The 22,207-nt window shown below is 65.4% G+C and carries 22 protein-coding genes; 12 read left to right on the forward strand and 10 right to left on the reverse strand.

All coding sequences use genetic code 11. The annotated features are described in order from the left end of the window. The 3 genes from BM118_RS30425 to BM118_RS30435 form a co-directional block, all read right to left on the reverse strand. Window positions 1-267, reverse strand: a 267-nt coding sequence (locus BM118_RS30425; protein WP_143099512.1) for a transposase, incomplete at its 3' end; no start/stop codon positions are given. Window positions 268-378: 111 nt separating this feature from the next. Continuing rightward, on the reverse strand, window positions 379-1,104 hold the full coding sequence (gene pncA, locus BM118_RS30430; protein ID WP_092190249.1) for a bifunctional nicotinamidase/pyrazinamidase: 726 nt from the start codon (window positions 1,102-1,104) through the stop codon (window positions 379-381). A gap of 279 nt (window positions 1,105-1,383) precedes the next feature. Continuing rightward, window positions 1,384-2,325 (reverse strand): hypothetical protein, encoded by a 942-nt coding sequence (locus BM118_RS30435; protein ID WP_177234849.1) that lies wholly within the window; start codon window positions 2,323-2,325, stop codon window positions 1,384-1,386. A 396-nt stretch (window positions 2,326-2,721) separates the two neighbouring features. Here BM118_RS30435 and dnaK point away from each other — a divergent pair, with 396 nt between their 5' ends. The 8 genes from dnaK to BM118_RS30480 all read left to right on the forward strand — a co-directional run bounded on the left by dnaK (window position 2,722) and on the right by BM118_RS30480 (window position 10,084). Then, window positions 2,722-4,623 carry a molecular chaperone DnaK gene (dnaK, locus tag BM118_RS30440; RefSeq protein WP_092190252.1) on the forward strand — a complete coding sequence of 634 codons (1,902 nt, stop codon included), beginning with the start codon at window positions 2,722-2,724 and terminating at the stop codon, window positions 4,621-4,623. Between the two features lie 245 nt (window positions 4,624-4,868). Next, window positions 4,869-6,002, forward strand: coding sequence for a molecular chaperone DnaJ (gene dnaJ / locus BM118_RS30450; RefSeq protein WP_092190253.1), 1,134 nt, complete (start codon window positions 4,869-4,871; stop codon window positions 6,000-6,002). An 88-nt stretch (window positions 6,003-6,090) separates the two neighbouring features. Then, entirely contained in the window at window positions 6,091-6,690 is a 600-nt protein-coding gene (locus BM118_RS30455; RefSeq protein WP_092190255.1) for a class I SAM-dependent methyltransferase, read from the forward strand. 56 nt (window positions 6,691-6,746) lie between these two features. Continuing rightward, window positions 6,747-7,325, forward strand: a complete 579-nt coding sequence (locus tag BM118_RS30460) for an NADPH-dependent FMN reductase (protein ID WP_092190257.1) — start codon at window positions 6,747-6,749, stop codon at window positions 7,323-7,325. Window positions 7,326-7,331: 6 nt separating this feature from the next. Beyond that, window positions 7,332-8,045 carry an orotidine-5'-phosphate decarboxylase gene (gene pyrF / locus BM118_RS30465; RefSeq protein ID WP_092190259.1) on the forward strand — a complete coding sequence of 238 codons (714 nt, stop codon included), beginning with the start codon at window positions 7,332-7,334 and terminating at the stop codon, window positions 8,043-8,045. Between the two features lie 93 nt (window positions 8,046-8,138). Next, entirely contained in the window at window positions 8,139-8,450 is a 312-nt protein-coding gene (locus BM118_RS30470; protein ID WP_092190261.1) for a DUF1330 domain-containing protein, read from the forward strand. Between the two features lie 171 nt (window positions 8,451-8,621). Beyond that, the gene (gene dapB, locus BM118_RS30475; RefSeq protein ID WP_092190262.1) at window positions 8,622-9,437 is read left to right on the forward strand and encodes a 4-hydroxy-tetrahydrodipicolinate reductase; all 816 of its coding nucleotides are present in this window, start codon (window positions 8,622-8,624) and stop codon (window positions 9,435-9,437) included. 23 nt (window positions 9,438-9,460) lie between these two features. Then, complete coding sequence (locus BM118_RS30480; RefSeq protein ID WP_092190264.1) at window positions 9,461-10,084, forward strand: 2,3-bisphosphoglycerate-dependent phosphoglycerate mutase; 624 nt, start codon at window positions 9,461-9,463, stop codon at window positions 10,082-10,084. Between the two features lie 190 nt (window positions 10,085-10,274). Here the strand turns inward: BM118_RS30480 and BM118_RS30485 are convergent, their stop codons facing one another. Continuing rightward, window positions 10,275-11,171 (reverse strand): methylated-DNA--[protein]-cysteine S-methyltransferase, encoded by an 897-nt coding sequence (locus BM118_RS30485; protein ID WP_092190266.1) that lies wholly within the window; start codon window positions 11,169-11,171, stop codon window positions 10,275-10,277. Window positions 11,172-11,226: 55 nt separating this feature from the next. Further along, entirely contained in the window at window positions 11,227-11,760 is a 534-nt protein-coding gene (locus BM118_RS30490; RefSeq protein ID WP_092190268.1) for a DUF2244 domain-containing protein, read from the reverse strand. Between the two features lie 22 nt (window positions 11,761-11,782). Between BM118_RS30490 and nth the strand changes: the two genes are divergently transcribed. Beyond that, window positions 11,783-12,535: an endonuclease III gene (gene nth, locus BM118_RS30495; protein ID WP_177234850.1), complete on the forward strand. Its 753-nt coding sequence runs from the start codon at window positions 11,783-11,785 to the stop codon at window positions 12,533-12,535. 33 nt (window positions 12,536-12,568) lie between these two features. On the opposite strand, the gene BM118_RS30500 is transcribed toward nth, so the two are convergent. The 3 genes from BM118_RS30500 to BM118_RS30510 all read right to left on the reverse strand — a co-directional run bounded on the left by BM118_RS30500 (window position 12,569) and on the right by BM118_RS30510 (window position 16,228). Next, entirely contained in the window at window positions 12,569-13,309 is a 741-nt protein-coding gene (locus BM118_RS30500; RefSeq protein WP_092190272.1) for a sulfate transporter family protein, read from the reverse strand. A 231-nt stretch (window positions 13,310-13,540) separates the two neighbouring features. Then, window positions 13,541-14,956: an MFS transporter gene (locus BM118_RS30505; protein ID WP_092190274.1), complete on the reverse strand. Its 1,416-nt coding sequence runs from the start codon at window positions 14,954-14,956 to the stop codon at window positions 13,541-13,543. A 339-nt stretch (window positions 14,957-15,295) separates the two neighbouring features. Then, window positions 15,296-16,228, reverse strand: coding sequence for a LysR family transcriptional regulator (locus BM118_RS30510; protein ID WP_092190276.1), 933 nt, complete (start codon window positions 16,226-16,228; stop codon window positions 15,296-15,298). A gap of 105 nt (window positions 16,229-16,333) precedes the next feature. Here BM118_RS30510 and BM118_RS30515 point away from each other — a divergent pair, with 105 nt between their 5' ends. Beyond that, window positions 16,334-17,506 carry a CoA transferase gene (locus tag BM118_RS30515; protein ID WP_092190278.1) on the forward strand — a complete coding sequence of 391 codons (1,173 nt, stop codon included), beginning with the start codon at window positions 16,334-16,336 and terminating at the stop codon, window positions 17,504-17,506. Then, complete coding sequence (locus BM118_RS30520; RefSeq protein WP_092190280.1) at window positions 17,503-18,450, forward strand: hydroxymethylglutaryl-CoA lyase; 948 nt, start codon at window positions 17,503-17,505, stop codon at window positions 18,448-18,450. The genes BM118_RS30515 and BM118_RS30520 overlap by 4 nt, the downstream gene beginning before the upstream one ends. A gap of 204 nt (window positions 18,451-18,654) precedes the next feature. Here the strand turns inward: BM118_RS30520 and nikR are convergent, their stop codons facing one another. Then, complete coding sequence (nikR, locus tag BM118_RS30525; RefSeq protein ID WP_092190282.1) at window positions 18,655-19,101, reverse strand: nickel-responsive transcriptional regulator NikR; 447 nt, start codon at window positions 19,099-19,101, stop codon at window positions 18,655-18,657. 180 nt (window positions 19,102-19,281) lie between these two features. After that, window positions 19,282-21,747 (reverse strand): heavy metal translocating P-type ATPase, encoded by a 2,466-nt coding sequence (locus tag BM118_RS30530; RefSeq protein WP_177234851.1) that lies wholly within the window; start codon window positions 21,745-21,747, stop codon window positions 19,282-19,284. Between the two features lie 62 nt (window positions 21,748-21,809). On the opposite strand from BM118_RS30530, the gene BM118_RS30535 reads away from it, so the two are divergent. After that, window positions 21,810-22,085: a metal-sensitive transcriptional regulator gene (locus BM118_RS30535; protein ID WP_092190286.1), complete on the forward strand. Its 276-nt coding sequence runs from the start codon at window positions 21,810-21,812 to the stop codon at window positions 22,083-22,085. Window positions 22,086-22,207: the final 122 nt, after the last annotated feature.

Consider the following 22,207-nt stretch of genomic DNA (forward strand, 5'->3'; position numbering starts at 1 on the left):
ACCCGTGTCGCGCCAAGCGTAAAAATAGCCCTGAACCGTCGAGTATGGCGGGAACTCCTTCGGCAAGGCTCGCCACTGGCAGCCGCTCGACAGAATATAGAAGATCGCCTGCACGATCTCGCGCAGATTAACCTCCCGCGGCCGGCCCAATCGCCGTCGCGGCGGCATCTTCCGGGAGATCAACGCCCACTCTGCATCGGTCAGATCACTTGTGTAACGCAGTCCACTGCGCTGATACTTGATACGAGCGGCTTTGGTCCACGGCATGGTGTCCTCCCTCGAATCTTTGCAAATCCGAAGGAATCACAGGCCAGCTAAAGCCGCTCACCTTTTTCGGTCAGGCTCTCAGGATGAGGGTCTGGCAGTCGTTCGAGTCGACTACGCGCCGACCGCGATATCCGCAGACTGAATCCGCTTCACGCCGGCTTTGGCCATGTCGGCCCAGGCTTTTGCCAGCGAGCCCTGCGTGTCGATGCCGCGGCAGGCGTCTTCCACGACATAGACCTCAAAGCCCGCCTTGCGCGCGTCGAGCGCGGTCCAGGCGACGCAGAAATCCGTCGCGAGGCCAGCGACGAAGACGCGCTTGATCTTGCGGCCCTTCAAATAGCCGGCGAGGCCGGTCGACGTCTTGCCGTCGGCTTCGAGGAAGGCCGAATAGCTGTCGACGTCCTTGTGAAAACCCTTGCGGATGATGAGCTCGGCATGCGGGATCGAAAGGTCCTTCGACAGCGAGGCGCCGTCGGTGCCCTGCACGCAATGGTCGGGCCACAGCACCTGCTTGCCGTAAGGCAGATCGATGGTCTCGAACGGCTTCTTGCCGGAATGCACCGAGGCGAACGAGACATGGCCGGGCGTGTGCCAGTCCTGCGTCATCACCACGTTCGAAAACGCTTTCGAGATCTTGTTGATGACGGGCACCACCTGCTCGCCTTCCTTCACCGCGAGGCTGCCGCCCGGCAGGAAGCAGTTCTGCACGTCGATCACGAGCAGCGCGGATGCGTCGTCCGGCTTGATCGACGCGGCTGCCAGAAGTGCGGTTGGCGCAAGGGTCGCCAGCGCCGTCGTTCCCAGCGCCGCCAACAAGATATGTCGCCGATCCAGCATCGTTCGCCTCCCTCCAGGATGATCCAATGGAGGGAAGCCTAGTTCCGTTCGTATACGAACAGAAGCCCGAAAATGCAGCCGGTTCTGTCCAGCGCTTGGGCGTGCTATCTCCTCGTCGTCCCGGCGAAGGCCGGGACCCATACGCCGCAGCAATAGTTTTGCGAGGACTCGGAGTTACCAGCGCGCCCCGTAACCACTCCCTGTGGTTATGGGTCCCGGCCCCCCGCGCGCAATTGCGTGCTAGGCCGGGACGACACCGAGGTTGTTGGACGAGCGTTCTTACCCCTTCGGCTGGATGCCGTCCCGCACGGCGCGGAAGCGGGTGAAGGCGGCGGGCCACTGGTCGCGCGGGGCACTGGCGATGATGCGCAGCGAGGCGCCGCCGCTTGAGAAGCGGATCCACTGCACCACGGTCACGGGGGTCTTGTCCTTGCCGCTGACGCCGTCGATCCGGGTTTCGAAACCCTGCTGGCCGTTGATGCGGATCGGCTCGGACATGGTGACGCGCGACTCGCGCACGCCGGGGATCTGGAGCGCCGCCTCCTGGGCAAAGCGGGCGCGGTCGTCGGGCTGCTGCGGGGTGGCGCCGATCAGGCCGAGGATCATGAACGGCTTCGATTCATAGCCCGTGCTCTCGTCGCCGTCGGCCAGGATGATGCTGGAGCCCGGCGCCAGCGTGCGGATGTCCTTGAAATTGGCGAGATCGGTGATCTTGAACGGCATCAGCGCGATCTGCTCTTCGGCCGAGACCTGCTTGCGGGTGACGGCGCTCGCAAACATCTGCCGCACCGCCTCGTCGGTGTAGATCTTGGTCGCGTTCTCCGGGATCTGCACCGCGACATAGCCGGAGAAGCCGGCGCCTGGCACGATCATCGAATAGCGCTTCACCGGGGTCTCGCCGGCCTTGCCGCTTTCGGTGGTGAAATAGGCAAGGCCCGCGGGGGTCTCGATCTTGTCCTGCTTGACGCCGCTGGCGCCGGCCGGATTGGAATTGAAGGCGCTCGCGACCTCGCCATAGGCGGCCGGCGGCAGCTCGGTGATCAGCACCTTGACGGTGCCGTCCTCGCTCTCGAAGCCCGGAAAGGTCTTGGCCGTGCTGAGGCCGATCAGCGGCACCATGCCGAGGCGCAAGCCAGGGGGGAAAACGACGTCGGCCGCAAAGGCCGGAAGCGCGGAGGCAATGAGCAGGGCGAGCGCGGCGAGGGGGCGGGTCAGCTTCATGGGCACTCTGATTGGTTCATATTGAGGCCGTTCGATGGTCGGACACCGGGCCGCTTTGTCGCGCGAAGCAGCCTGGGTGCGCCGCTCCGGCCGGTCCGCCTTTTAGCGGGTTTGGCCTTGCCGCAACAGGGCAGGGCGGATTGCGGTAACCGGGGCTTGCCGAAGCCCGAACCTGTTAATAATTCCTCACCCGCAAGGGCGGTTGGGCCCGGATATGATCCTCCAAAACCCAATGTTTTCACGGCCGAAACGTTGCTTCGGTCCTTGCGGGCCCCTCCCCCCCTCCTATATGAGCCTCAACCATCGCAATATCGCGAATGTTTGATCTTAGGGGGTTTCGGTTCGGGTGCCTTCTGGGCCCAACCAACCTGCCGCAAAAAGAAGGATATCAGGACCATGGGAAAGGTCATTGGGATCGACCTCGGCACCACGAATTCGTGCGTCGCCGTAATGGATGGCAAGAACGCCAAAGTCATCGAGAATTCCGAGGGCATGCGCACGACGCCTTCGATCGTCGCCGTCACTGATGACGGTGAGCGCCTCGTCGGCCAGCCGGCCAAGCGCCAGGCCGTCACCAATCCCGAGCGCACCTTCTTCGCAGTGAAGCGCCTCATCGGCCGCCGCTACGACGACCCGATGGTCGAGAAGGACAAGAAGCTCGTTCCGTACAAGATCGTGAAGGCTTCCAACGGCGACGCTTGGGTCGAGGCCGACGGCCAGACCTACTCGCCCTCGCAGGTCTCGGCGTTCATCTTGCAGAAGATGAAGGAGACCGCGGAAGCCCATCTCGGCCAGAAGGTCGACCAGGCCGTCATCACCGTTCCCGCCTACTTCAACGACGCCCAGCGCCAGGCGACCAAGGACGCCGGCAAGATCGCGGGCCTTGAAGTGCTGCGCATCATCAACGAGCCGACCGCGGCCGCGCTCGCCTATGGTCTGGACAAGACCAAGACCGGCACGATCGCCGTGTACGATCTCGGCGGCGGCACGTTCGATATCTCCATTCTCGAAATCGGCGACGGCGTGTTCGAGGTGAAGTCGACCAACGGCGACACCTTCCTCGGCGGCGAAGACTTCGACATGCGCCTGGTCGGCTATCTCGCCGACGAGTTCCAGAAGGAGCAGGGCATCAACCTGCGCAACGACAAGCTCGCGTTGCAGCGCCTGAAGGAAGCCGCTGAAAAGGCCAAGATCGAGCTGTCGTCGACGACGCAGACCGAGATCAACCTGCCCTTCATCACCGCGGACCAGACCGGCCCGAAGCATCTGACGATGAAGCTCACCCGCGCCAAGTTCGAGGCGCTGGTCGACGACCTCATCCAGAAGACCGTCGAGCCCTGCCGCAAGGCGCTGAAGGACGCCGGCGTCACCGCCGGTGAGATCGGCGAAGTCGTTCTGGTCGGCGGCATGTCGCGCATGCCGAAGGTCCAGGAAGTCGTGAAGCAGCTGTTCGGCAAGGAGCCGCACAAGGGCGTCAACCCGGACGAAGTCGTGGCGATCGGTGCCGCGATCCAGGCCGGCGTGCTCCAGGGCGACGTCAAGGACGTGCTGCTGCTCGACGTGACCCCGCTGTCGCTGGGCATCGAGACGCTGGGCGGCGTGTTCACCCGCATCATCGACCGCAACACCACGATCCCGACCAAGAAGAGCCAGGTGTTCTCGACCGCCGAGGACAATCAGAACGCGGTCACCATCCGCGTCTTCCAGGGCGAGCGTGAAATGGCGGCCGACAACAAGATGCTCGGCCAGTTCGACCTGATGGGCATTCCGCCGGCCCCGCGCGGCATGCCGCAGATCGAGGTGACCTTCGACATCGACGCCAACGGCATCGTCAACGTCTCGGCCAAGGACAAGGCCACCGGCAAGGAGCAGCAGATTCGCATCCAGGCCTCCGGCGGTCTGTCGGAAGCCGACATCGAGAAGATGGTCAAGGACGCCGAGGCCAATGCCGAAGCGGACAAGAAGCGCCGCGAGGCCGTGATGGCCAAGAACGAGGCGGACGGACTGGTGCATTCGACCGAGAAGGCGCTGGCCGAGCACGGTTCGAAGGTCGCCGAGACCGAGCGCCGCGCCATCGAGGATGCCGTCAGCGACCTCAAGGAAGCGCTGAAGGGCGACGATGCCGAGGCGATCAAGGCCAAGACCCAGACGCTGGCCCAGGCTTCGATGAAGCTCGGCGAGGCCATGTACAAGCAGCAGGCCGAGGCCGACGCCAAGAAGGACGCGGCCAAGGACGACGTCGTCGACGCGGAATTCACCGAAGTCGACGACGACAAGAACAACAAGAAGTCCGCCTGAACCCCAAGAGGGTGATGATGCGGACGGCTTGGACCCCATACACCTCTCCAGCCTCCCCCTTCGCGGGGGAGGCTTCCGTGTCGAGGTCGACGGGCGCCGCTCCCGTTACGATCGATCAATTTCCAGCCGTTATTCTCAACGCTGCCATGCTGCCCTCTGCCGCGAAGCGGAGGGGCGCCTATATCGTTGCGTGGCAACGTTGTTTCGCCCCGGTTTGAATCGCGATTGGATAGACCGAGTTCAACATGTCCACGTCCACCAAGCGCTGCTACTACGAGACCCTCGAAGTCGAACGTGACGCCGACGAATCCAAGTTGAAGTCGTCGTTCCGCAAGCTCGCGATGAAGTTCCACCCCGACCGCAATCCCGGGGACGACACCAGCGAGGTCAAGTTCAAGGAAATCAACGAGGCCTACGAGGTCCTGAAGGACAAGGACAAGCGCGCGGCCTATGACCGTTTCGGCCATGCGGCCTTCGAGCAGGGCGGTCCCGGCGGCGGTGCCGGTTTCGGCGCGGGCTTCGCCTCCTCCTTCTCCGATATTTTCGAGGACCTGTTCGGCATGGCCGGACAGCGCGGCCGTGGCGGCCGCGAGCGCGGCGCCGACCTGCGCTACAACATGGAAATCACGCTCGAGGAAGCCTTCGGCGGCAAGACCGCGCAGATCGAGATCCCGGTCTCGGTCACCTGCGAGGCCTGCTCGGGCATCGGCGCCAAGGCCGGCACCAAGCCGAAGACCTGCTCGAGCTGCGGCGGCGCCGGCCGCGTGCGGCAGTCGCAGGGCTTCTTCACGTTGGAGCGGACCTGTCCGGGCTGCCAGGGCCGCGGCCAGATGATCGAGGACGCCTGCCCGTCCTGCTCGGGTCAGGGCCGTGTGACCCGCGAGCGGACGCTGTCAGTCAACATTCCCCAGGGCGTCGAGGACGGCACGCGGATCAGGCTCGCCGGCGAAGGCGAGGCCGGTGTCCGGGGCGGTCCGCCCGGCGACCTCTACATCTTCCTGTCGCTGGCCCAGCACCAGTTCTTCCAGCGCGACGGCGCCGATCTGCATTGCCGGGTGCCGATCTCGATGGTGACGGCCGCCCTTGGCGGCGAATTCGAGGTGCCGACCATCGAGAAGGGCAAGGCCAAGGTGAAAGTGCCCGCCGGGACCCAGTCCAACCGTCGATTCCGCATTGCATCAAAAGGCATGCCGATACTGCGCTCGCGCCAGACGGGCGACATGTACGTTCAGGTCGTGGTCGAAACCCCGCAGAATCTCACCAAAAAGCAGCAGGAATTGCTGGCCGAGTTCGAAAAGCTCTCCTCCGGCAACACCCAGCCGGAATCCGAGGGCTTCTTCGCCAAGGTCAAGGATTTCTTCGGTAATCGGGCGAATTGACTCGTCTTGACCGTACCGCCTTCGGCCTATACGTCTTTATGACCATTTTCTGACACGCCGCGGTCGCGCGGTCCCGTCCGGTCCAGACATGCCATTGCCATCGTCCGCGCGTGCGTTGAAGAAGCCCCGTCTTGATGACGAGGTGCGCTTTCTCAGATCGTGGATCGAAAAGCCCCTCCACATGGGCGCAGTGATGCCGTCGGGCAAGCTGCTGGCCCGGACCATGGCGCATTACGTCGACGTCAACTCGGACGCACCTGTGGTCGAGCTCGGCCCCGGTACTGGCGCGATCACCTCGGCCCTGGTCGAACGTGGCGTCGACCAGAAGCGTCTCGTCCTCGTCGAGTACAATCCCGGCTTCTGCGCACTGCTGCGCGACCGCTATCCGCAGGCCAAGGTCGTGCAGGGTGATGCCTATCGCCTGCGCGACACGCTCTGGAACGTGCTGAGCGCGCCGGCATCCGCGGTCGTCTCCGGCCTGCCGCTCGTCACCAAACCGATGCTGACGCGGCTGCGGCTCGTTCGCGACGCTTTTACGGCGCTCGCGCCCGGCGCGCCCTTCGTCCAGTTCACCTATGCGGTGGTGCCGCCGATTCCGAAATCGCTGCCCGGCGTATCCACAGAGGCCTCGGAACGGATCTGGATGAACCTTCCGCCGGCCCGCGTCTGGGTGTATCGCAAGGATTAATTCCGTCGGCATTCGTCTTTGCGCGGCGGGCTCGTTTCGCCGAAGCATTGGATCGGATGTCCGCACCGAAAATCCTGATCATTCCCGGCTCGCTGCGCACCGGCTCGCACAATGCGAAGCTGGCCGCGGTCGCCGCCTATGAATTCGCCCAGGCCGGCGTCGACGTCACCCGCATCTCGCTCGCCGATTTTCCGCTGCCGATCTACGACGGCGATCTCCAGGCCAAGTCAGGCGTGCCCAAGCACGCGATCAACCTCAAGCGCATGATCGGCGCGCATCATGGCGTGCTGATCGTTTCGCCCGAATACAATGCCTCGGTGCCGCCGCTGCTGAAGAACGCGATCGACTGGGTCAGCCGCGTGCATGAGCTGCACGAGGCGCGCGGCGAGGTGTTCCGCAACCGCCCCTTCGCGCTCGCCGGCGCCTCGCAGAGCCGGCTCGGCACGGCCCGCGCGCTCCAGGCGTTGCGGCTGATCCTGACCTCCTGCCACGCCAATGTGATTGCCAGCCAGCTCACGCTCGCCTTTGCGGGAGAGGCCTATGACGATATGGACAGGCTCAAGAACGAGGGCGATATCGCCGCGTTGAAGGAGCTGGTAGCGCAGTTGATCGACATTTCCCAACGCATGATGTGAGGTGACATGACGCCAGCCGAGATCGCCCCGAAAGACCGCCTGATCGTTGCGCTCGATCTGCCGAGCGTTGATGTCGCGGAGGCGATGATCGCAAGGCTCGGCGACAGCGTCACGTTCTACAAGATCGGCTATCGCCTCGCTTATGCCGGCGGCTTGCCGCTCGTTGCCAGGCTCGCCGACAAGGGCAAGAAGGTCTTTCTCGATCTCAAGCTGCACGACATCGGCAACACCGTGGCGCAAGGCGTCGAGAGCATCACCAGGCTGGGCGCGACCTTCCTCACCGTGCACGCTTATCCGCAGACCATGAAGGGCGCCGTCGAAGGCCGCGGCAGCTCGAACCTGAAGATCCTCGCCGTCACTGTGCTGACCTCCTACAACGACGACGATCTGCACGCGGCAGGTTTCCGGCTCGGCGTCTCCGAGCTCGTCGAAGCGCGCGCGCAGCAGGCGCAGGTGCTTGGCATCGACGGGCTGGTGTCGTCGCCCGAGGAAGTGGGCGCTTTGCGCAAGATTGTCGGCCACCAGATGAGCCTCGTCACGCCCGGCATCCGGCCGGCGGGCTCGGCAAGTGGCGATCAGAAACGCATCATGACGCCGGGCCGTGCGATCACCGCGGGCGCCGATTATCTCGTCGTCGGGCGCCCGGTGGTGGAAGCCACCGATCCCAAGGCGATCGCAGATGTCATCCAGGCCGAGATTGCGCAGGCGCTGGGAGCATGATCCGGAGCCGGAAGGCCGCGTTAGCGCAAAGTGTGCAGCGGTTTTCCGATCAAATCATGCTCAAATAGAGACAACAACACAGGGAGAAGAACAATGGCAAAAGGCTACTGGATCGGGCGCGTCGATGTGAACAATGACGAGGGCTACAAGCCTTATGTCGTCGCCAACGGTACGATCTTCAAGAAATGGGGTGGCCGCTTCGTCGTCCGCGGCGGCAAGTTCACCACCGTCGAAGGCGCCAGCCGCACCCGCAACGTCGTGATCGAATTCCCGGACTACGAGACCGCGATCGCCTGCTACAACTCGCCGGAATACCAGGCCAACATCAAGGTGCGCCAGCCGCACTCGGTCGCCGACCTCATCATCATCGAGGGCTATGACGGCCCGCAGCCGTCGGACGGCTGAGCCGCACCGTCATTCCGGGGCGCCGAAGGCGAACCCGGAATCTCGAGATTCCGGGTTCGGCTCTGCGAGCCGCCCCGGAATGACGGTGAACGTGGCGTCACCGCCGCCTGCTCCCCCTCGGTTGCCGGAACTGCATCCCCCCGCTACAACGGCCCCGAAGAGGATCACACCATGTCCGACATGCGCTTGATTGTTGCTGGAGCCGGCGGCCGGATGGGCCGGGCGCTGACGCGGGCGATTGCGGAGAGCAAAGGCGCGGTGCTGGCCGGCGCGCTGGAGGCGCCGGGTTCCGAGCTGCTCGGCAAGGATGCCGGCGTGCTCGCGGGCCTGCCGGCCAATGGCATCAAGGTCTCGGCCGATCTCTGGGCGATGTCGAAGGAGGCCGACGGCATCCTCGATTTCACCGTGCCGGCCGCGACCATCGCCAACGTCGCGATCGCCGCCGAACGCGGCATCGTGCATGTCGTCGGCACCACCGGGCTTTCGAGTTCCGACAACGCCGTGATCAAGAGCGTCACCAATCGCGCGGTCGTGGTGCAATCAGGCAATATGAGCCTCGGCGTCAACCTGCTCGCCGCGGTGGTCAAGCGCGTCGCCATGGCGCTCGACGAGAGCTTCGATATCGAGATCGTCGAAACCCACCACCGCATGAAGATTGACGCGCCCTCGGGCACCGCGCTGATGCTGGGGCAGGCGGCGGCGGCCGGCCGCGGCATCTCGCTCGACGATCACGCGGCGCGCGGCCGCGACGGCATCACCGGCGCGCGCCGGCCGGGCGACATCGGCTTCGCCTCCTTGCGCGGCGGCACCGCGGCCGGCGACCACAGCGTCAGCTTCCTCGGCCCGTTCGAGCGCCTGACGCTGTCGCATCAGGCCGAGGACCGCATGCTGTTCGCGCACGGCGCGCTGAAGGCGGCGCTGTGGGCGCATGGCAAGAAGCCGGGGCACTACTCCATGGCCGACGTGCTCGGCCTCGCCGATATCTGAACGAAAATAACGGAAAGTCATCAATGAGCGAACGTCTTCTCGTGCTCGTCCGCCACGGCCAGAGCGAATGGAATCTGAAGAACCTGTTCACGGGGTGGAAGGATCCTGATCTCACCGAGCTCGGCGTCACCGAGGCCAGGGAAGCCGGCCGCAAGCTGAAGGCGCAGGGGCTGGTGTTCGACGTCGCCTACACCTCGGTGCTGACGCGCGCGCAGCACACGCTCGACCTCATCCTCGGCGAGCTCGGCCAGGAGGGGCTGCCCACGGAGAAGAACCTCGCGCTGAACGAGCGCGACTATGGCGATCTCTCCGGCCTCAACAAGGACGACGCCCGCAAGAAATGGGGCGAGGACCAGGTGCTGATCTGGCGCCGCTCCTACGACGTGCCGCCGCCCGGCGGCGAAAGCCTGAAGGACACGCTGGCGCGCGCGCTGCCCTATTACGTGCAGGAGATCTTGCCCGCCGTGCTCAACGGCAAGCGCACGCTGGTCGCCGCCCACGGCAACTCGCTGCGCGCCCTGATCATGGTGCTGGAGAAGCTGTCGCCGGAGGGCATCCTGAAGCGCGAGCTCGCCACGGGTGTGCCGATCATCTACCGGCTCAACGCGGATTCGACGGTGGCCTCGAAGCTGGATCTGGCGGGGTAAAGACGATTCGCTTGAGACGCGACGGAGCCGGCCAAACAATCAGTGTCGTCCTGGCGAAAGCCAGGACCCATAGCCACCGTCATCAGTTTTGCGATGACTGGTGGTCGGCAGTCGATGCCGCAACATCTCCCTGGGGTAATGGGTCCTGGCTTTCGCCAGGACGACCATGCGGGGGCGGCATGGCGAATGCCTACTGCACCCCAAGCTTTCCCGCCTCCCAGCCCAGCATCGCCTGCTTGCGGGTGATGCCCCAGTGATAGCCGGTGAGCGTGCCGCTCTTGCCGAGCGCGCGGTGGCAGGGCACGACGAAGGAAACCGGGTTCTTGCCGACGGCCGCGCCGACGGCGCGCGAGGCCTTCGGGCTGTTGATGTTGCAGGCGATGTCGGAATAGGACACCGCGCGTCCCATTGGGATCTTCAGCAGCGTTTCCCAGACCCGCACCTCGAAATCGGTGCCGATCATCACCACGCGCAGCGGCTGGTCCGGCCGCCACAGCTTCGTGTCGAAGATGCGCTGGGCGAGCGGGGCGGTGCCTTCGTGATCCTCGACGTAAGTTGCATTCCGCCAGCGCCGCATCATGTCGGCAAGCGCTGCGTTTTCCTCGCCGGGATCGGCGAAGGCAAGTCCCGACAATCCACGATCGGTCGCGATCACGATGGCGGTGCCGAACGGCGAGGGATGAAAGCCGTAGCGCAGGATGAGGCCCGCGCCGCCGTTCTTCCATTCACCCGGCGACATCGCCTCATGGGTGACGAAGAGATCGTGCAGCCGGCCCGGCCCCGACAGGCCGGAGTCGAGCGCGGCGTCGAGCACGCTCGCGGAATCCCGCAGCAGGCCCTTGGCGTGGTCGAGCGTCAGCGCCTGCATGAAAGCCTTCGGCGTGATCGAGGCCCAGCGGCGGAACAGATGGTGCAGCTCATCGGGTGTGACGCCGGCCGCATCCGCCATCGCCTCGATGGTCGGCTGCGTGCGCCAGTTCTCCGAGATGAAGGCGATCGCCCGGCGCACCGAGTCATAGTCGCGCAGCGCGGCGTTCTGGGAGCCCGGCTTGGTCAGGCGCTGATCATGTATCGCGAGTGTCATCATGACCGGAAATGTAGGAGAGGGGGCAGCTCGAAACCACCCGATTTCCGACGTGACGTCAGCGAATGGGGTTGAAGGTCGGTCCCCGCTTGGCGGCGTTCAGCGCCTCAACCAAGCCATTGTAAAAGCTCGTTTTTTCTTCAGGCCCCAAAAATCCGGCGAGCTGGAGCCGGCGGCCGCGCGAGATCAGGTAGAGGTGTTCGAGGCCAAAATCCTCGTCGACCTCCAGGTCGAGCCGGACCCAAAGCGGATTGAACGTCCATTCGGCGACCTGGCCGCGATGGCTGATGCGCCGCACCCGCAGTTCCGAGGGCGTGACCACGATCTCCTCGCTGGCCCGCGCCGCGCGGAAATTAACCTTGAAGGCCCACCAGATCACCAGCACGTCGAGGCCGAAAAAGCCGAGCACCGGCCACGCGCCCATCATCAGGAAGACGAGGCCGGTGACGAAGCTGACGGCGCTCAGGAACAGCATCACGGCGAGGAAGCCGGTGCGGTTCAGCGAGCGGTGCGGCGTCAGCAGCGCCGAGAAGATTTGAGCTTCGCTCTGATCTTCACAGTCCCTGCGCTCAATTTCGTTGCCTGTGCTCATCGTCCCTCAGTATATCCCGATCATGGCGAAAATCACCCGCAAGCCGGTCCCGCGCAAAGCAGCCGTGCCGAAGAAAAAAGCAAAGGCGGCTGTGGCGAAGCCGAGGGCCCCTGCGAAGAAATCGCTCAAGGCCGTCAAACCCTGGACGCCGGCCGAGATCCACGAGGTCTTCAGCCGTTTCCGCAAGGCCAATCCGGAGCCGAAGGGGGAGCTCGAGCACGTCAATCCGTTCACGCTGCTGGTCGCCGTGGTGCTGTCGGCGCAGGCCACCGACGCCGGCGTCAACAAGGCGACGCGCGCGTTGTTCGAGGTCGCCGACACGCCGCAGAAGATGCTCGACCTCGGCGAGGAGCGCCTGCGCGACTACATCAAGACCATCGGCCTCTATCGCACCAAGGCCAGGAACGTGATCGCGCTGTCAGCCAAGGTGCTCAGCGAATTCGGCGGCGAGGTGCCGCGCACGCGGGCCGAGATCGAGTCGCTGCCCGGCGCCGGGCGCAAGACCGCCAACGTCGTGCTCAACATGGCCTTTGGCGAGCACACCATGGCGGTGGACACGCATGTCTTCCGTGTCGGCAACCGCACCGGGCTCGCGCCCGGCAAGACGCCGCTGGAAGTCGAGCTTGGTCTCGAAAAGGTGATCCCGGCCGAGTTCATGCTGCATGCCCATCATTGGCTGATCCTGCACGGCCGCTATACGTGCCTCGCACGCAAGCCGCGCTGCGAGGTGTGCCTGATCAACGATCTTTGCCGGTGGCCGGAGAAGACGGTCTGAGGCAAATGCGGAGTGCCGGTGACGTCGTCGCCGTCACCGCATCTGCCGCGCCGGCTCGATCAGCTCGGGGCGCGGGCCGGACAGCCGCTTGTGCATGTGGACCATGAAGGCCATGCCGAAGATCGGCGTCGCCAAATTCACGATCGGGATCGAGACGAAGGCCGCGATGATCAGGCCGGCGGCGAAGATGGTCGCGGCATTGTCGCGCCGCATCGCCTTGGCTTCCTCCGGCGAGCGGAAGCGCATCGCAGCGAGCTCGAAATATTCGCGTCCCAGCAGCCAGGCCGTGGCGAGGAAGAAGATCAGGAAACCGGCGCCGGCCAGCAACACGAAGGGCAGCGCGATCAGATAGACCAGGATGGTCAGCGACGCGGTCTTGACGCCCTCGTAGATCGCCTGGCTGAAAGGCAGCGCCACGCCCGGCCGTTCGGCGGGATAGTGTTCGCGCTCGACATGGTCGGCGACGTCGTCGACGAACAGGCTCGCCACCAGCGAAGTGATCGCCGGCATCAGGAACACCGCCCCGAACACGACGCCCAGGCCCGCCGCGATCGAGACGATCCAGGCCAGGACCTCGAGCGAAGTATGCCAGCCGGGACCGAGCAGGCCCTCGAGCCAGACTTCGCCATAGGTCGCAAACCAGCTGAGCAGCCGCTGCAACCCGATCGCCAGCACGGTGATCAGCACGAGCGCAAGCCCGATCGATCGCCACAGGATCGAGCGCATCGGCGGCGAGATCATTTGCGACAGCGCCTTCACGGCGGCATCCAGCATGGGGGGACCCTCTCACGAAACCACCCGCGAGAGGTAGACATGCCGGGTCGCTTCGGCAAGTCCGTCCGCCTCTCCCCGCCCTTCGCGGGGGGGGGGCGCGACGAGCTTCGCTCGCGCTGGGAGGGTTGGGGTGAGGGCCATCTCCGCGATCACGGTGAGAGCCATATTCGCCGAAATCGCCTCCCCTCCGTCATTGCTTCGTCGCAAGGGCTCCTCGCAATGACGACCGAGCTACATCGCATCCAGCGGCTTGCCGCGCACGTTCGGACCAAACAGCGCCATCGCGATCACCACGATCAGCATGGCCGCGGTGATCAGGCCGAACACGCCGGTGGCGCCGGCCTCCCTCAGCATGTAGGCGACGATGAAGCCCGAGAACGTCGCGCTCAGCCGGCTCATCGAATAGACGAGGCCGGAAGCCCGCGCCCGGATCTGGGTCGGAAACACTTCGGTCTGATAGGCGTGGTAGGCGTAGGACATCGTGGTGTTGGAGGCCGTCAGCAGCACGCCGCAGGCGATCAGCAGCGCGGGCTCGGTCAATTGCGCGAACCCCATGCCGAAGATGATGATGGCGACGCAGGCGCCGGCGATGATCCAGCGCCGCTCGAATTTGTCGGCGAAGCTCGAGGCGAGCAGCGGCGCGATCGGATAGGCAACAGCGACGATGAAGGAATATTGCAGGCTCTTGGTGACGTTGATGCCCTTCTCGACCAGCAGCGTCGGCACCCAATTGGCAAAGCCGTAGAAGCCGAAGGCCTGGCAGAGGTTGAAAACCATGAACAGGACCACGAGCGAGAGATAGGGCGGCCGGAACAAATCGGCGAAGCCGACATTCGTGGTCGATCGCACCGCCTGGCGCGCAGGCGACGTAGGGGGCCGTGAGCCGACGCCGCCGCTGGCGGCCTCCAGCATCGTCAGGATGCGCAGCGCCTCTTCGTTACGGCCGTGCCGCGCCAGCCAGAGCGGGCTTTCGGGCAGGAACAGCCTGAGCACCCAGATGATCATGCTGGCGGCGGCGCCGACCAGCACCACCCAGCGCCAGCCCTCGACGCCGTAAGGCGCGAGCGGCACCAGCCACCAGGCGAGGAAGGCGACGACGGGAACGGCGACGAACATGATGGACTGGTTCACCGCGAAGGCGCGCCCGCGCATCCGGCTCGGCACTAGCTCGGTGATGTAGGCGTCGATGGTGATGACCTCGACGCCGATGCCGATGCCGGCGAGGAAACGCCAGAGCAGAAGACCTTCCGGAGAGGTCTGGCAGGCCATGATCACGGAGGCCGCGGTGTAGCCGAGCAGCGCATAGGTGAAGATCGCGCGCCGGCCGAAGCGGTCGGCGAGGAAGCCGAGGAAGAAGGTGCCGACGAACAGGCCGGCAAAGGTCGCGGCGACGAAGGCGCCGATGCCCGCGAAGCCGAAGAACGCCTGCGTCGTCGTGCTCAGGAGTCCGCTGCGGCTCAGGCCCGGCGCGATATAGCCGGTGAGGAACAGATCGTATATCTCGAAGCAGCCGCCGAGCGAGAGCAGGATGACGAGGCGCCAGACATAGGACGTCCCCGGCATGGCCTCGAGCCGCCGCGAGATCTCGTCGGGCACGGATGGCGCGGTGCCGAGCTCAAAGCCTGTGTCGATGCCGACAACGCTCATGATGTCCTCCCCGTGGCGCGCAGGTCGCGCGCGTTTCCCGGCGGTTCATCTGTGTTGCGTGTCGTGAACTCTGCCGGATCGCGCCATGTTGGCCGGTCGAGGGCGGAAATCCAGAAGAACATATCGATGGAAGCGTTCGAGAATTTCGAACTCGTGTTTTTTGCCTCTCCCCGCGTGCGGGGAGACGCCGGAATTTGCGTCAGCAAATTCCGGGTGAGGGGGAATCTCCGCGAGTCCAATTCTCACCGTTTACGCGGAGGCAGCCCCTCACCCCAACCCTCTCCCCGTAAGAACGGGGCGAGGGAGCGCACCGTCGCCGCGGCGTCTATCTCGTGTCCCTTACCCCACCAGCTCCGCCTGCCAGCCGCCGCTGCGCACCTGCTCGGCGATCAATGCGAGCATCAGGCGGCGCATCTCTTCCATGGCGTAGGTCATCGGGCGGTTGCGCAGGCGACAGAGATAGAGCGTGCGGGTCAGCTTCGGCTCGATCACCTTGCGTGCGACCAGCCGGCCGGCCGCGAGCTCCTCCCGCGCGAACAGCTTTGTCGCGATGGTGCAGCCGAGCCCTTCCACCAGCGCGCCGGTCATGCCGGTGATCGAGTTGGCGTGCAGGATCGCGCCGCCTTCCAGCCGCTTGAGCAGGACCGGATCGTCCAGCAACGCGCGCGAGGACAGGCCGAGACCGTAGCGAAGCAGGATCAGCGGCAAGCGGTTCAGCGCCTCGAAGCGAATCGGCGCCTTGCCCTTGCCGACCAGTTTCGGAATGCCGACCAGGAACATCTCCTCCTCGAGCACGGCCTCCGTGATCAACTCCTTCTCCGACGGCGGATTGTAGACCAGCGCGAGGTCGACGTTGGAGACCATCAGGTGCATCAGCGTCGCGCCGGACAGGCTCTCGGTCAGCGACAATTTGAGCTTGGGGTATTTGGTCAGCACCGTGCGCATCAGCTCGACGCCGATCGCCTTGACGCCGGAATTGGCCATGCCGATCGAGATCTCGCCGGCGATGACGCGGGCGCCCTCGCGCACCTCGGTCTCGGCCTCCGCCATCGCGCGCAGGATGATGCGCGCGTGCTCATAGAGCCGCTCGCCGGCCGCCGTCGGTTCCATGCCGCGCGACTTGCGCTCGAACAGCGGCGTTGCGAACTCGGCCTCCAGGTTCGAGATATGATGGCTGAGCGCGGACTGCGCGACGTTCACCTGGTCGGCCGCGCGCGACAGGTTCCGCTGCTCGTAGACGGCGATGAAATAGCGGAGCTGGCGTGAATCCATGAGCGATCAAGCGTTCTAGAACTGCGAAGGCAATCTTCGACAGATTATATTTTCAGAAGGCTTGTGAAGGCCTAGTCTCTTGGATGGACGAACAGGGAGTGACGCATGACTGAGGCCGGATTGCCGCTCGAAGGCGTGCGGGTCGTCGAGATGACCCACATGGTCATGGGTCCGACCTGCGGCATGATCCTCGCGCAGCTCGGCGCCGAGGTGATCAAGGTGGAGCCGCCCTCAGGCGACAAGACCCGTTCTCTCGGCGGCATGGGGACAGCATTCTTTCCGCTGTTCAACCGCGGCAAGCGCAGCGTCGTGCTGGACTTTGAGAAGCCCGAGGATCGCGACACCATGGACCGTCTGCTCGCGACGGCCGACGTGTTCCTGGAGAATTTTCGCGATGGCCTGCTGGAGAAGCAGGGGTTAGGTGCCGAGGAATTACGCCGCCGGCATCCGCATCTGATCATCGCCGGCCACAAGGGCTTTCTGTCCGGCCCCTATGAGCATCGCCCCGCGCTCGACGAGGTCGTGCAGATGATGTCGGGGCTCGCTGCCATGACCGGCACGAAGGAGAAGCCGCAGCGCGTCGGCTCCTCCGCCAACGACATCATGGGCGGCATGTTCGGCGTGATCGCGATCCTCGCCGCGCTCTACCAGAAGCGGGGGGGAAAACGCGACGGTGCCGACATCCGCATCGGCCTGTTCGAGAACTGCCTGTTCCTGGTCGCCCAGCACATGGTCGAATACGAGATGACCGGCAACAAGCCGCGCTCGATGCCCGAGCGCGAGCACGCTTGGCCGATCTACGATATCTTCGATGCCGCGGACGGCGAGCGCATCTTCATCGGCGTCGTGACCGAGGGGCACTGGCAGAGCTTTTGCCGCGAGTTCGGCCTGGCCGAGCTTCTCGAAGATCCCGCCTTGCGCACCACGACCGACCGTATCCTGGCGCGGCCGCGGATCATTCCGCGCGTCGCCGGGATCATCCGGCAGCAGAAGGTGGCAGAGCTGTCGCAAAAGCTCGACGCGCTCAACATCTGCTTTTCGCCGATCAACCGGCCCGAGGATCTCCTCACCGATCCCCATGTGCTGCGGCCGGGCGGGCTCGTCAGCAATGTCACCGCCGACGGCAAGCCGTTCCATGTGCCGGCTCTGCCGGTCGAGTGGAACGGCAGCCATTTCGGCGAGGGTCTGAAGGTCGCGCCACTCGGCGCCGATACATCCGCCGTTCGCGCCGAGATCGACACCGACATCACATCCAAAGTTCAAGGGAAGCGCGCATGAGCCGGATCGAGACGATTTACCCCTCGGATCGCGTCAGCCTGCGCGAGGTGGGCTTGCGCGACGGGCTCCAGCTCGTGAAGCAATTCCCGTCGACCGAGGCCAAGCAGCGCTGGGTGCGCGAGGAATATGCCGCGGGCGTGCGGCATTTCGAGGTCGGCTCGTTCCTGCCGGCGAAGACCTTCCCGCAATTCGTCGACGTTCGCGATGTCATCGGGGCGGTGGCGAGCCTGCCCGGCGCTCATGGCGTCGCGCTTGCGCTCAACGAGCGCGGCGTCAATGAGGCGCTCGAATCCGGCGTCGGCGAAATCGCGTCGGTGGTCTCGGCCACGGAAGAGCACAGCCAGGCCAACGCCCACCGCTCGCGCGAATCCGCGATCGCCAATGTCAGGCGGCTCTGCGAGATGCGCGACGCCAGCTCGCACAAGCCGCTCGTGAATGCCGCGATCTCGATGGCGCTGGGCTGCTCGATCACCGGGGCGGTCGATCCGACCGAGGTCTTGCGGCTGGTGGACAAATGCCTTGAGGCCGGCGTCGATTTCGTCGCGATCGCCGACACCGTCGGCTATGCCGGCCCGAAGCAGGTCGTCGAATTGTCGCGCGCCGCGGTGAAGCTCGCAGGGCAAAAGCCGATCTGCATCCACCTCCACGACACCCGCGGCATGGGGATCGCCAACGCCGCGGCGGCACTGGACGAAGGCGTCCGCATCCTCGACGGATCGCTCGGCGGCCTCGGCGGCTGTCCCTTCGCGCCCGGCGCGACCGGCAATGTCGTGTTCGAGGATCTCGTATTCCTGTGCGAGAGCAAGGGTTTTGCCACGGGCATCGACCTGGAGAAGCTGATCGGAGTGCGCAGGATCTTGCGCGAGGAGATGCCGAACGAGGCGCTGTATGGCGGCGTCGCGCGCGCGGGCCTGCCGTGCGGGAGTGCGGCGAAGGCGGCGTAGAGCCACGCGTGCGCTGCTCTTCCCTTCTCCCCTTGTGGGAGAAGGTGGCGCGAAGCGCCGGATGAGGGGTTTCTCTCCGTGAACTCAAATCGAGAGAGACGGTCTCACGGAGAGAAACTCCTCACCCGTCTCGCCGCTGCGCGGCGAGCCACCCTCTCTCACAAGGGGAGAGGGTTACGCACCTCGCGTGCGATGATAATTCACCTACTCGTGCCGGTGCGCATGCTTCCGCACCTTCCCCTGCTTCCCTTCCCCCGTCGGGATCATCACCACACGCCCGTAGCGCACGCCGCGTTCGGCGATGATGTGGTCGGCGAAATGCTTGACCTCATCCGCCGCGCCGCGCAGCGCCGTCATCTCCATGCAATTGTTGTCGTCGAGATGGACGTGCAGCGTCGCCAGCGCGAGGTCGTGATGGCCGTGGAATTCCTGCACCAGGCGTTTTGAAAGATCGCGGGCGGCGTGGTCGTAGACATAGACGAGGCCGGCGACGCAGGGGCCGGTCTGCGCCGTATCCTCTGACGTCTGTTGCAGCCCGGCGCGCGCGAGGTCGCGGATGATCTCGGAGCGGTTCTGGTAGCCGCGCGCCTCCGCCGCGGCGTCGATCTCCGCCAGCAGATCGTCCTCGATCGTGATCGTAATTCGCTGCATCAGGCCCTCTCCGCGGGTATCGCTCTTCTTACCTCGCCCCGCTTGCGGGGAGAGATCGGAATTCAAGCCTAGCTTGAATTCCGGGTGAGGGGGACTCTCCGCGAGTCCTTCTCTTACCGGTTACGTGGCGGCAGCCCCTCACCCCAACCCTCTCCCCGAAGGGGGAGAGGGAGTACGCCCTCACAGCCGGGTCGCACGCAGCCGCAGCGCATTGCCGACCACGCTCACCGAGGACAGCGCCATCGCCGCCGCGGCGATGATCGGCGACAGCAGGACGCCGAAGGTCGGATAGAGGATGCCGGCCGCGATCGGAATGCCGGCGGCGTTGTAGATGAAGGCGAAGAACAGGTTCTGGCGGATGTTGCTCATCGTCGCCTGCGACAGCTTTCGCGCGCGCACGATGCCGGTGAGATCACCCTTCAACAGGGTGACGCCGGCGCTCTCCATCGCCACGTCAGTGCCGGTGCCCATGGCGATGCCGACCTCGGCGGCGGCCAGTGCCGGGGCGTCGTTGACGCCGTCGCCGGCCATCGCGACGCTGCGGCCGGCCTTTTGCAGCTTCGTCACCACCGCGCTCTTCTGGTCCGGCAGCACCTCGGCCTCGACCTCGGCGATGCCGAGCCGGCGCGCCACCGCTTGCGCCGTGGTGCGGTTGTCGCCGGTCAGCATGATCACCTTGATGCCCTCGGCGGCGAGGGCCTTTAGCGCCTCGGGCGTCGAGGCCTTGACCGGATCGGCGATCGCGAACAGGCCGGCGAGCCGGCCATCGACGGCCATGTTGATGACCGTTGCGCCATCGCCACGCAGGCGTTCGGCCTCGGTGTCGAGCGTCCCGGTGTCGATCCCGATCGACGACAGATATCGCGCGTTGCCGAGCACGATGGTCTTGCCGTCGACCTTGCCGGTCGCGCCCTTGCCCGTCGGTGAATCGAACTGCTCGACCTGGCCGAGTGTGAGTTGCTTCTCCTTGGCCGCGCGCATGATGGCGTCGGCCAGCGGATGTTCGCTGGCGCGCTCGACGCTGGCCGCCAAGCGGAGAATGTCGTCGTCCGCAAAGCCCGAAGCCGGCACGATCGCGACCACCTTGGGCTTCCCCTCGGTCAGCGTGCCGGTCTTGTCGACCACGAGCGTGTCGATCTTCTCCATCCGCTCCAGCGATTCCGCGTTCTTGATCAGGACGCCCGCCTGCGCGCCGCGGCCGACGCCGACCATGATCGACATCGGGGTCGCGAGCCCGAGCGCACAGGGGCAGGCGATGATCAGCACGCTGACGGCGGCGACCAGGCCGAAGGCCAGCCGCGGCTCCGGCCCGAACCAGGCCCAGGCCGCGAAGGCGGCGAGGGCGACGACGATGACGGCGGGAACGAACCAGCCGGCGACCTGATCGGCCAGGCGCTGGATCGGCGCGCGCGAGCGCTGCGCATCGGCGACCATCTGCACGATCTGCGACAGCAGCGTCTCCCGCCCGACCTTGTCGGCACGCATGATGAAGCTGCCGGACTGGTTGAGCGTGCCGGCGATGACCTTGGCGCCGGTTTCCTTGGTGACCGGCATGGATTCGCCCGTCACGAGCGACTCGTCGAGCGAGGAGCGCCCCTCCAGGATGACGCCGTCGACCGGCACCTTCTCGCCGGGGCGAACACGAAGACGATCGCCGGCATGGAGCGTATCGATCTCGACCTCATGCTCGCTGCCATCAGGCGCTATGCGGCGCGCGGTCTTTGGCGCGAGCTGCAACAGCGCCTTGATCGCGCCCGACGTCGCATCGCGGGCGCGGAGCTCCAGCACTTGGCCGAGCAGCACCAGCACGGTGATGACCGCGGCTGCCTCGAAATAGACGGCAACCGCGCCCTCATGGCCGCGGAAGGTGGCGGGGAAGATCTGCGGCGCGACGGTGCCGGCGATACTGTAGACGTAAGCGACTCCGACGCCCATCGCGATCAGCGTGAACATGTTGAGGTTGCGCGTCAGCAGCGACTGCCAGCCGCGGACGAAGAACGGCCAGCCGGCCCACAGCACCACGGGGGTGGCGAAAACGAGCTGGATCCAGTTCGACAGCGTCGCATCGATCCAGTTGTGCGGGCCCGCGAGGTGGCCGCCCATCTCCAGCACCACCGGCGGCAGCGTCAGCGCGCCGCCGATCCAGAACCGCCGTGTCATGTCGGCGAGCTCGGGATTGGGGCCGGTCTCCAGGCTCGCCACTTCCGGCTCCAGCGCCATGCCGCAGATCGGGCAGCTGCCGGGTCCGACCTGGCGGATCTGCGGGTGCATCGGGCAGGTGTAGATCGTGCCCGCGGGCATCTCCGGCTCGCTCGCCTTCTCCCTGGCGAGGTATTTTGCGGGATCGGCGACGAACTTGGTGCGGCAGCCGGCCGAGCAGAAATGGAAGGTCTCGCCGTGATGCTCGAACCGGTGCTTGGACGTCGCGGGATCGACCGTCATGCCGCAGACGGGGTCGCGGACCGTCGTTGCCGCTGTGCCATGGTCATGGGTGTGATGATGGGCGTCGCCTGCATGTTCGCCATGTCCGCCGCAGCATGAGGCTGCCGCGGGCTTGTCGTTCGGCGGTGGTGCGGCCTTGCTCGAACAGCCGCATCCGGTGTGTCCGTCCGCGTCGTGATGATGCCTGTGTTCCGCGTCGCTCATTCCCATGCTCCGGCCTTGTGCTCGGTCTTGCAACCCATACCCGGTAGGGGTATATAGACGGCATGCGCAAGGACATCAAGGCATCTGTCGGAAAACGTCTCGGCCGGATCGAGGGCCAGGTTCGCGGCCTGTCGAAAATGGTAGAGGAAGACCGCTACTGCATCGACATCGTGACGCAGATCTCGGCGGTGCGCGCCGCGCTGCGCCGGGTCGAGGAGGAGGTCCTGAAGGACCACGTCGCCCATTGCGTCGAGCACGCCATCACGAGCGGCGACAAGGCCGACCAGCGCGCCAAGATCGTGGAGCTGATGGCAGTGATCGGGCGGGCGGAAAGGTAGTTTCGTATTCTTCGGTCATGGGGGGAAGCGCACGATATCTCCCCAACGTCGTCCTGGCGAAAGCCAGGACCCATACCGCGGAATCTATCGATTGCGTTCGGTAGCGGTACCGAACGACGAGT

The sequence above is a fragment of the Bradyrhizobium sp. cf659 genome (assembly GCF_900113725.1).
Lineage (GTDB): Bacteria > Pseudomonadota > Alphaproteobacteria > Rhizobiales > Xanthobacteraceae > Bradyrhizobium.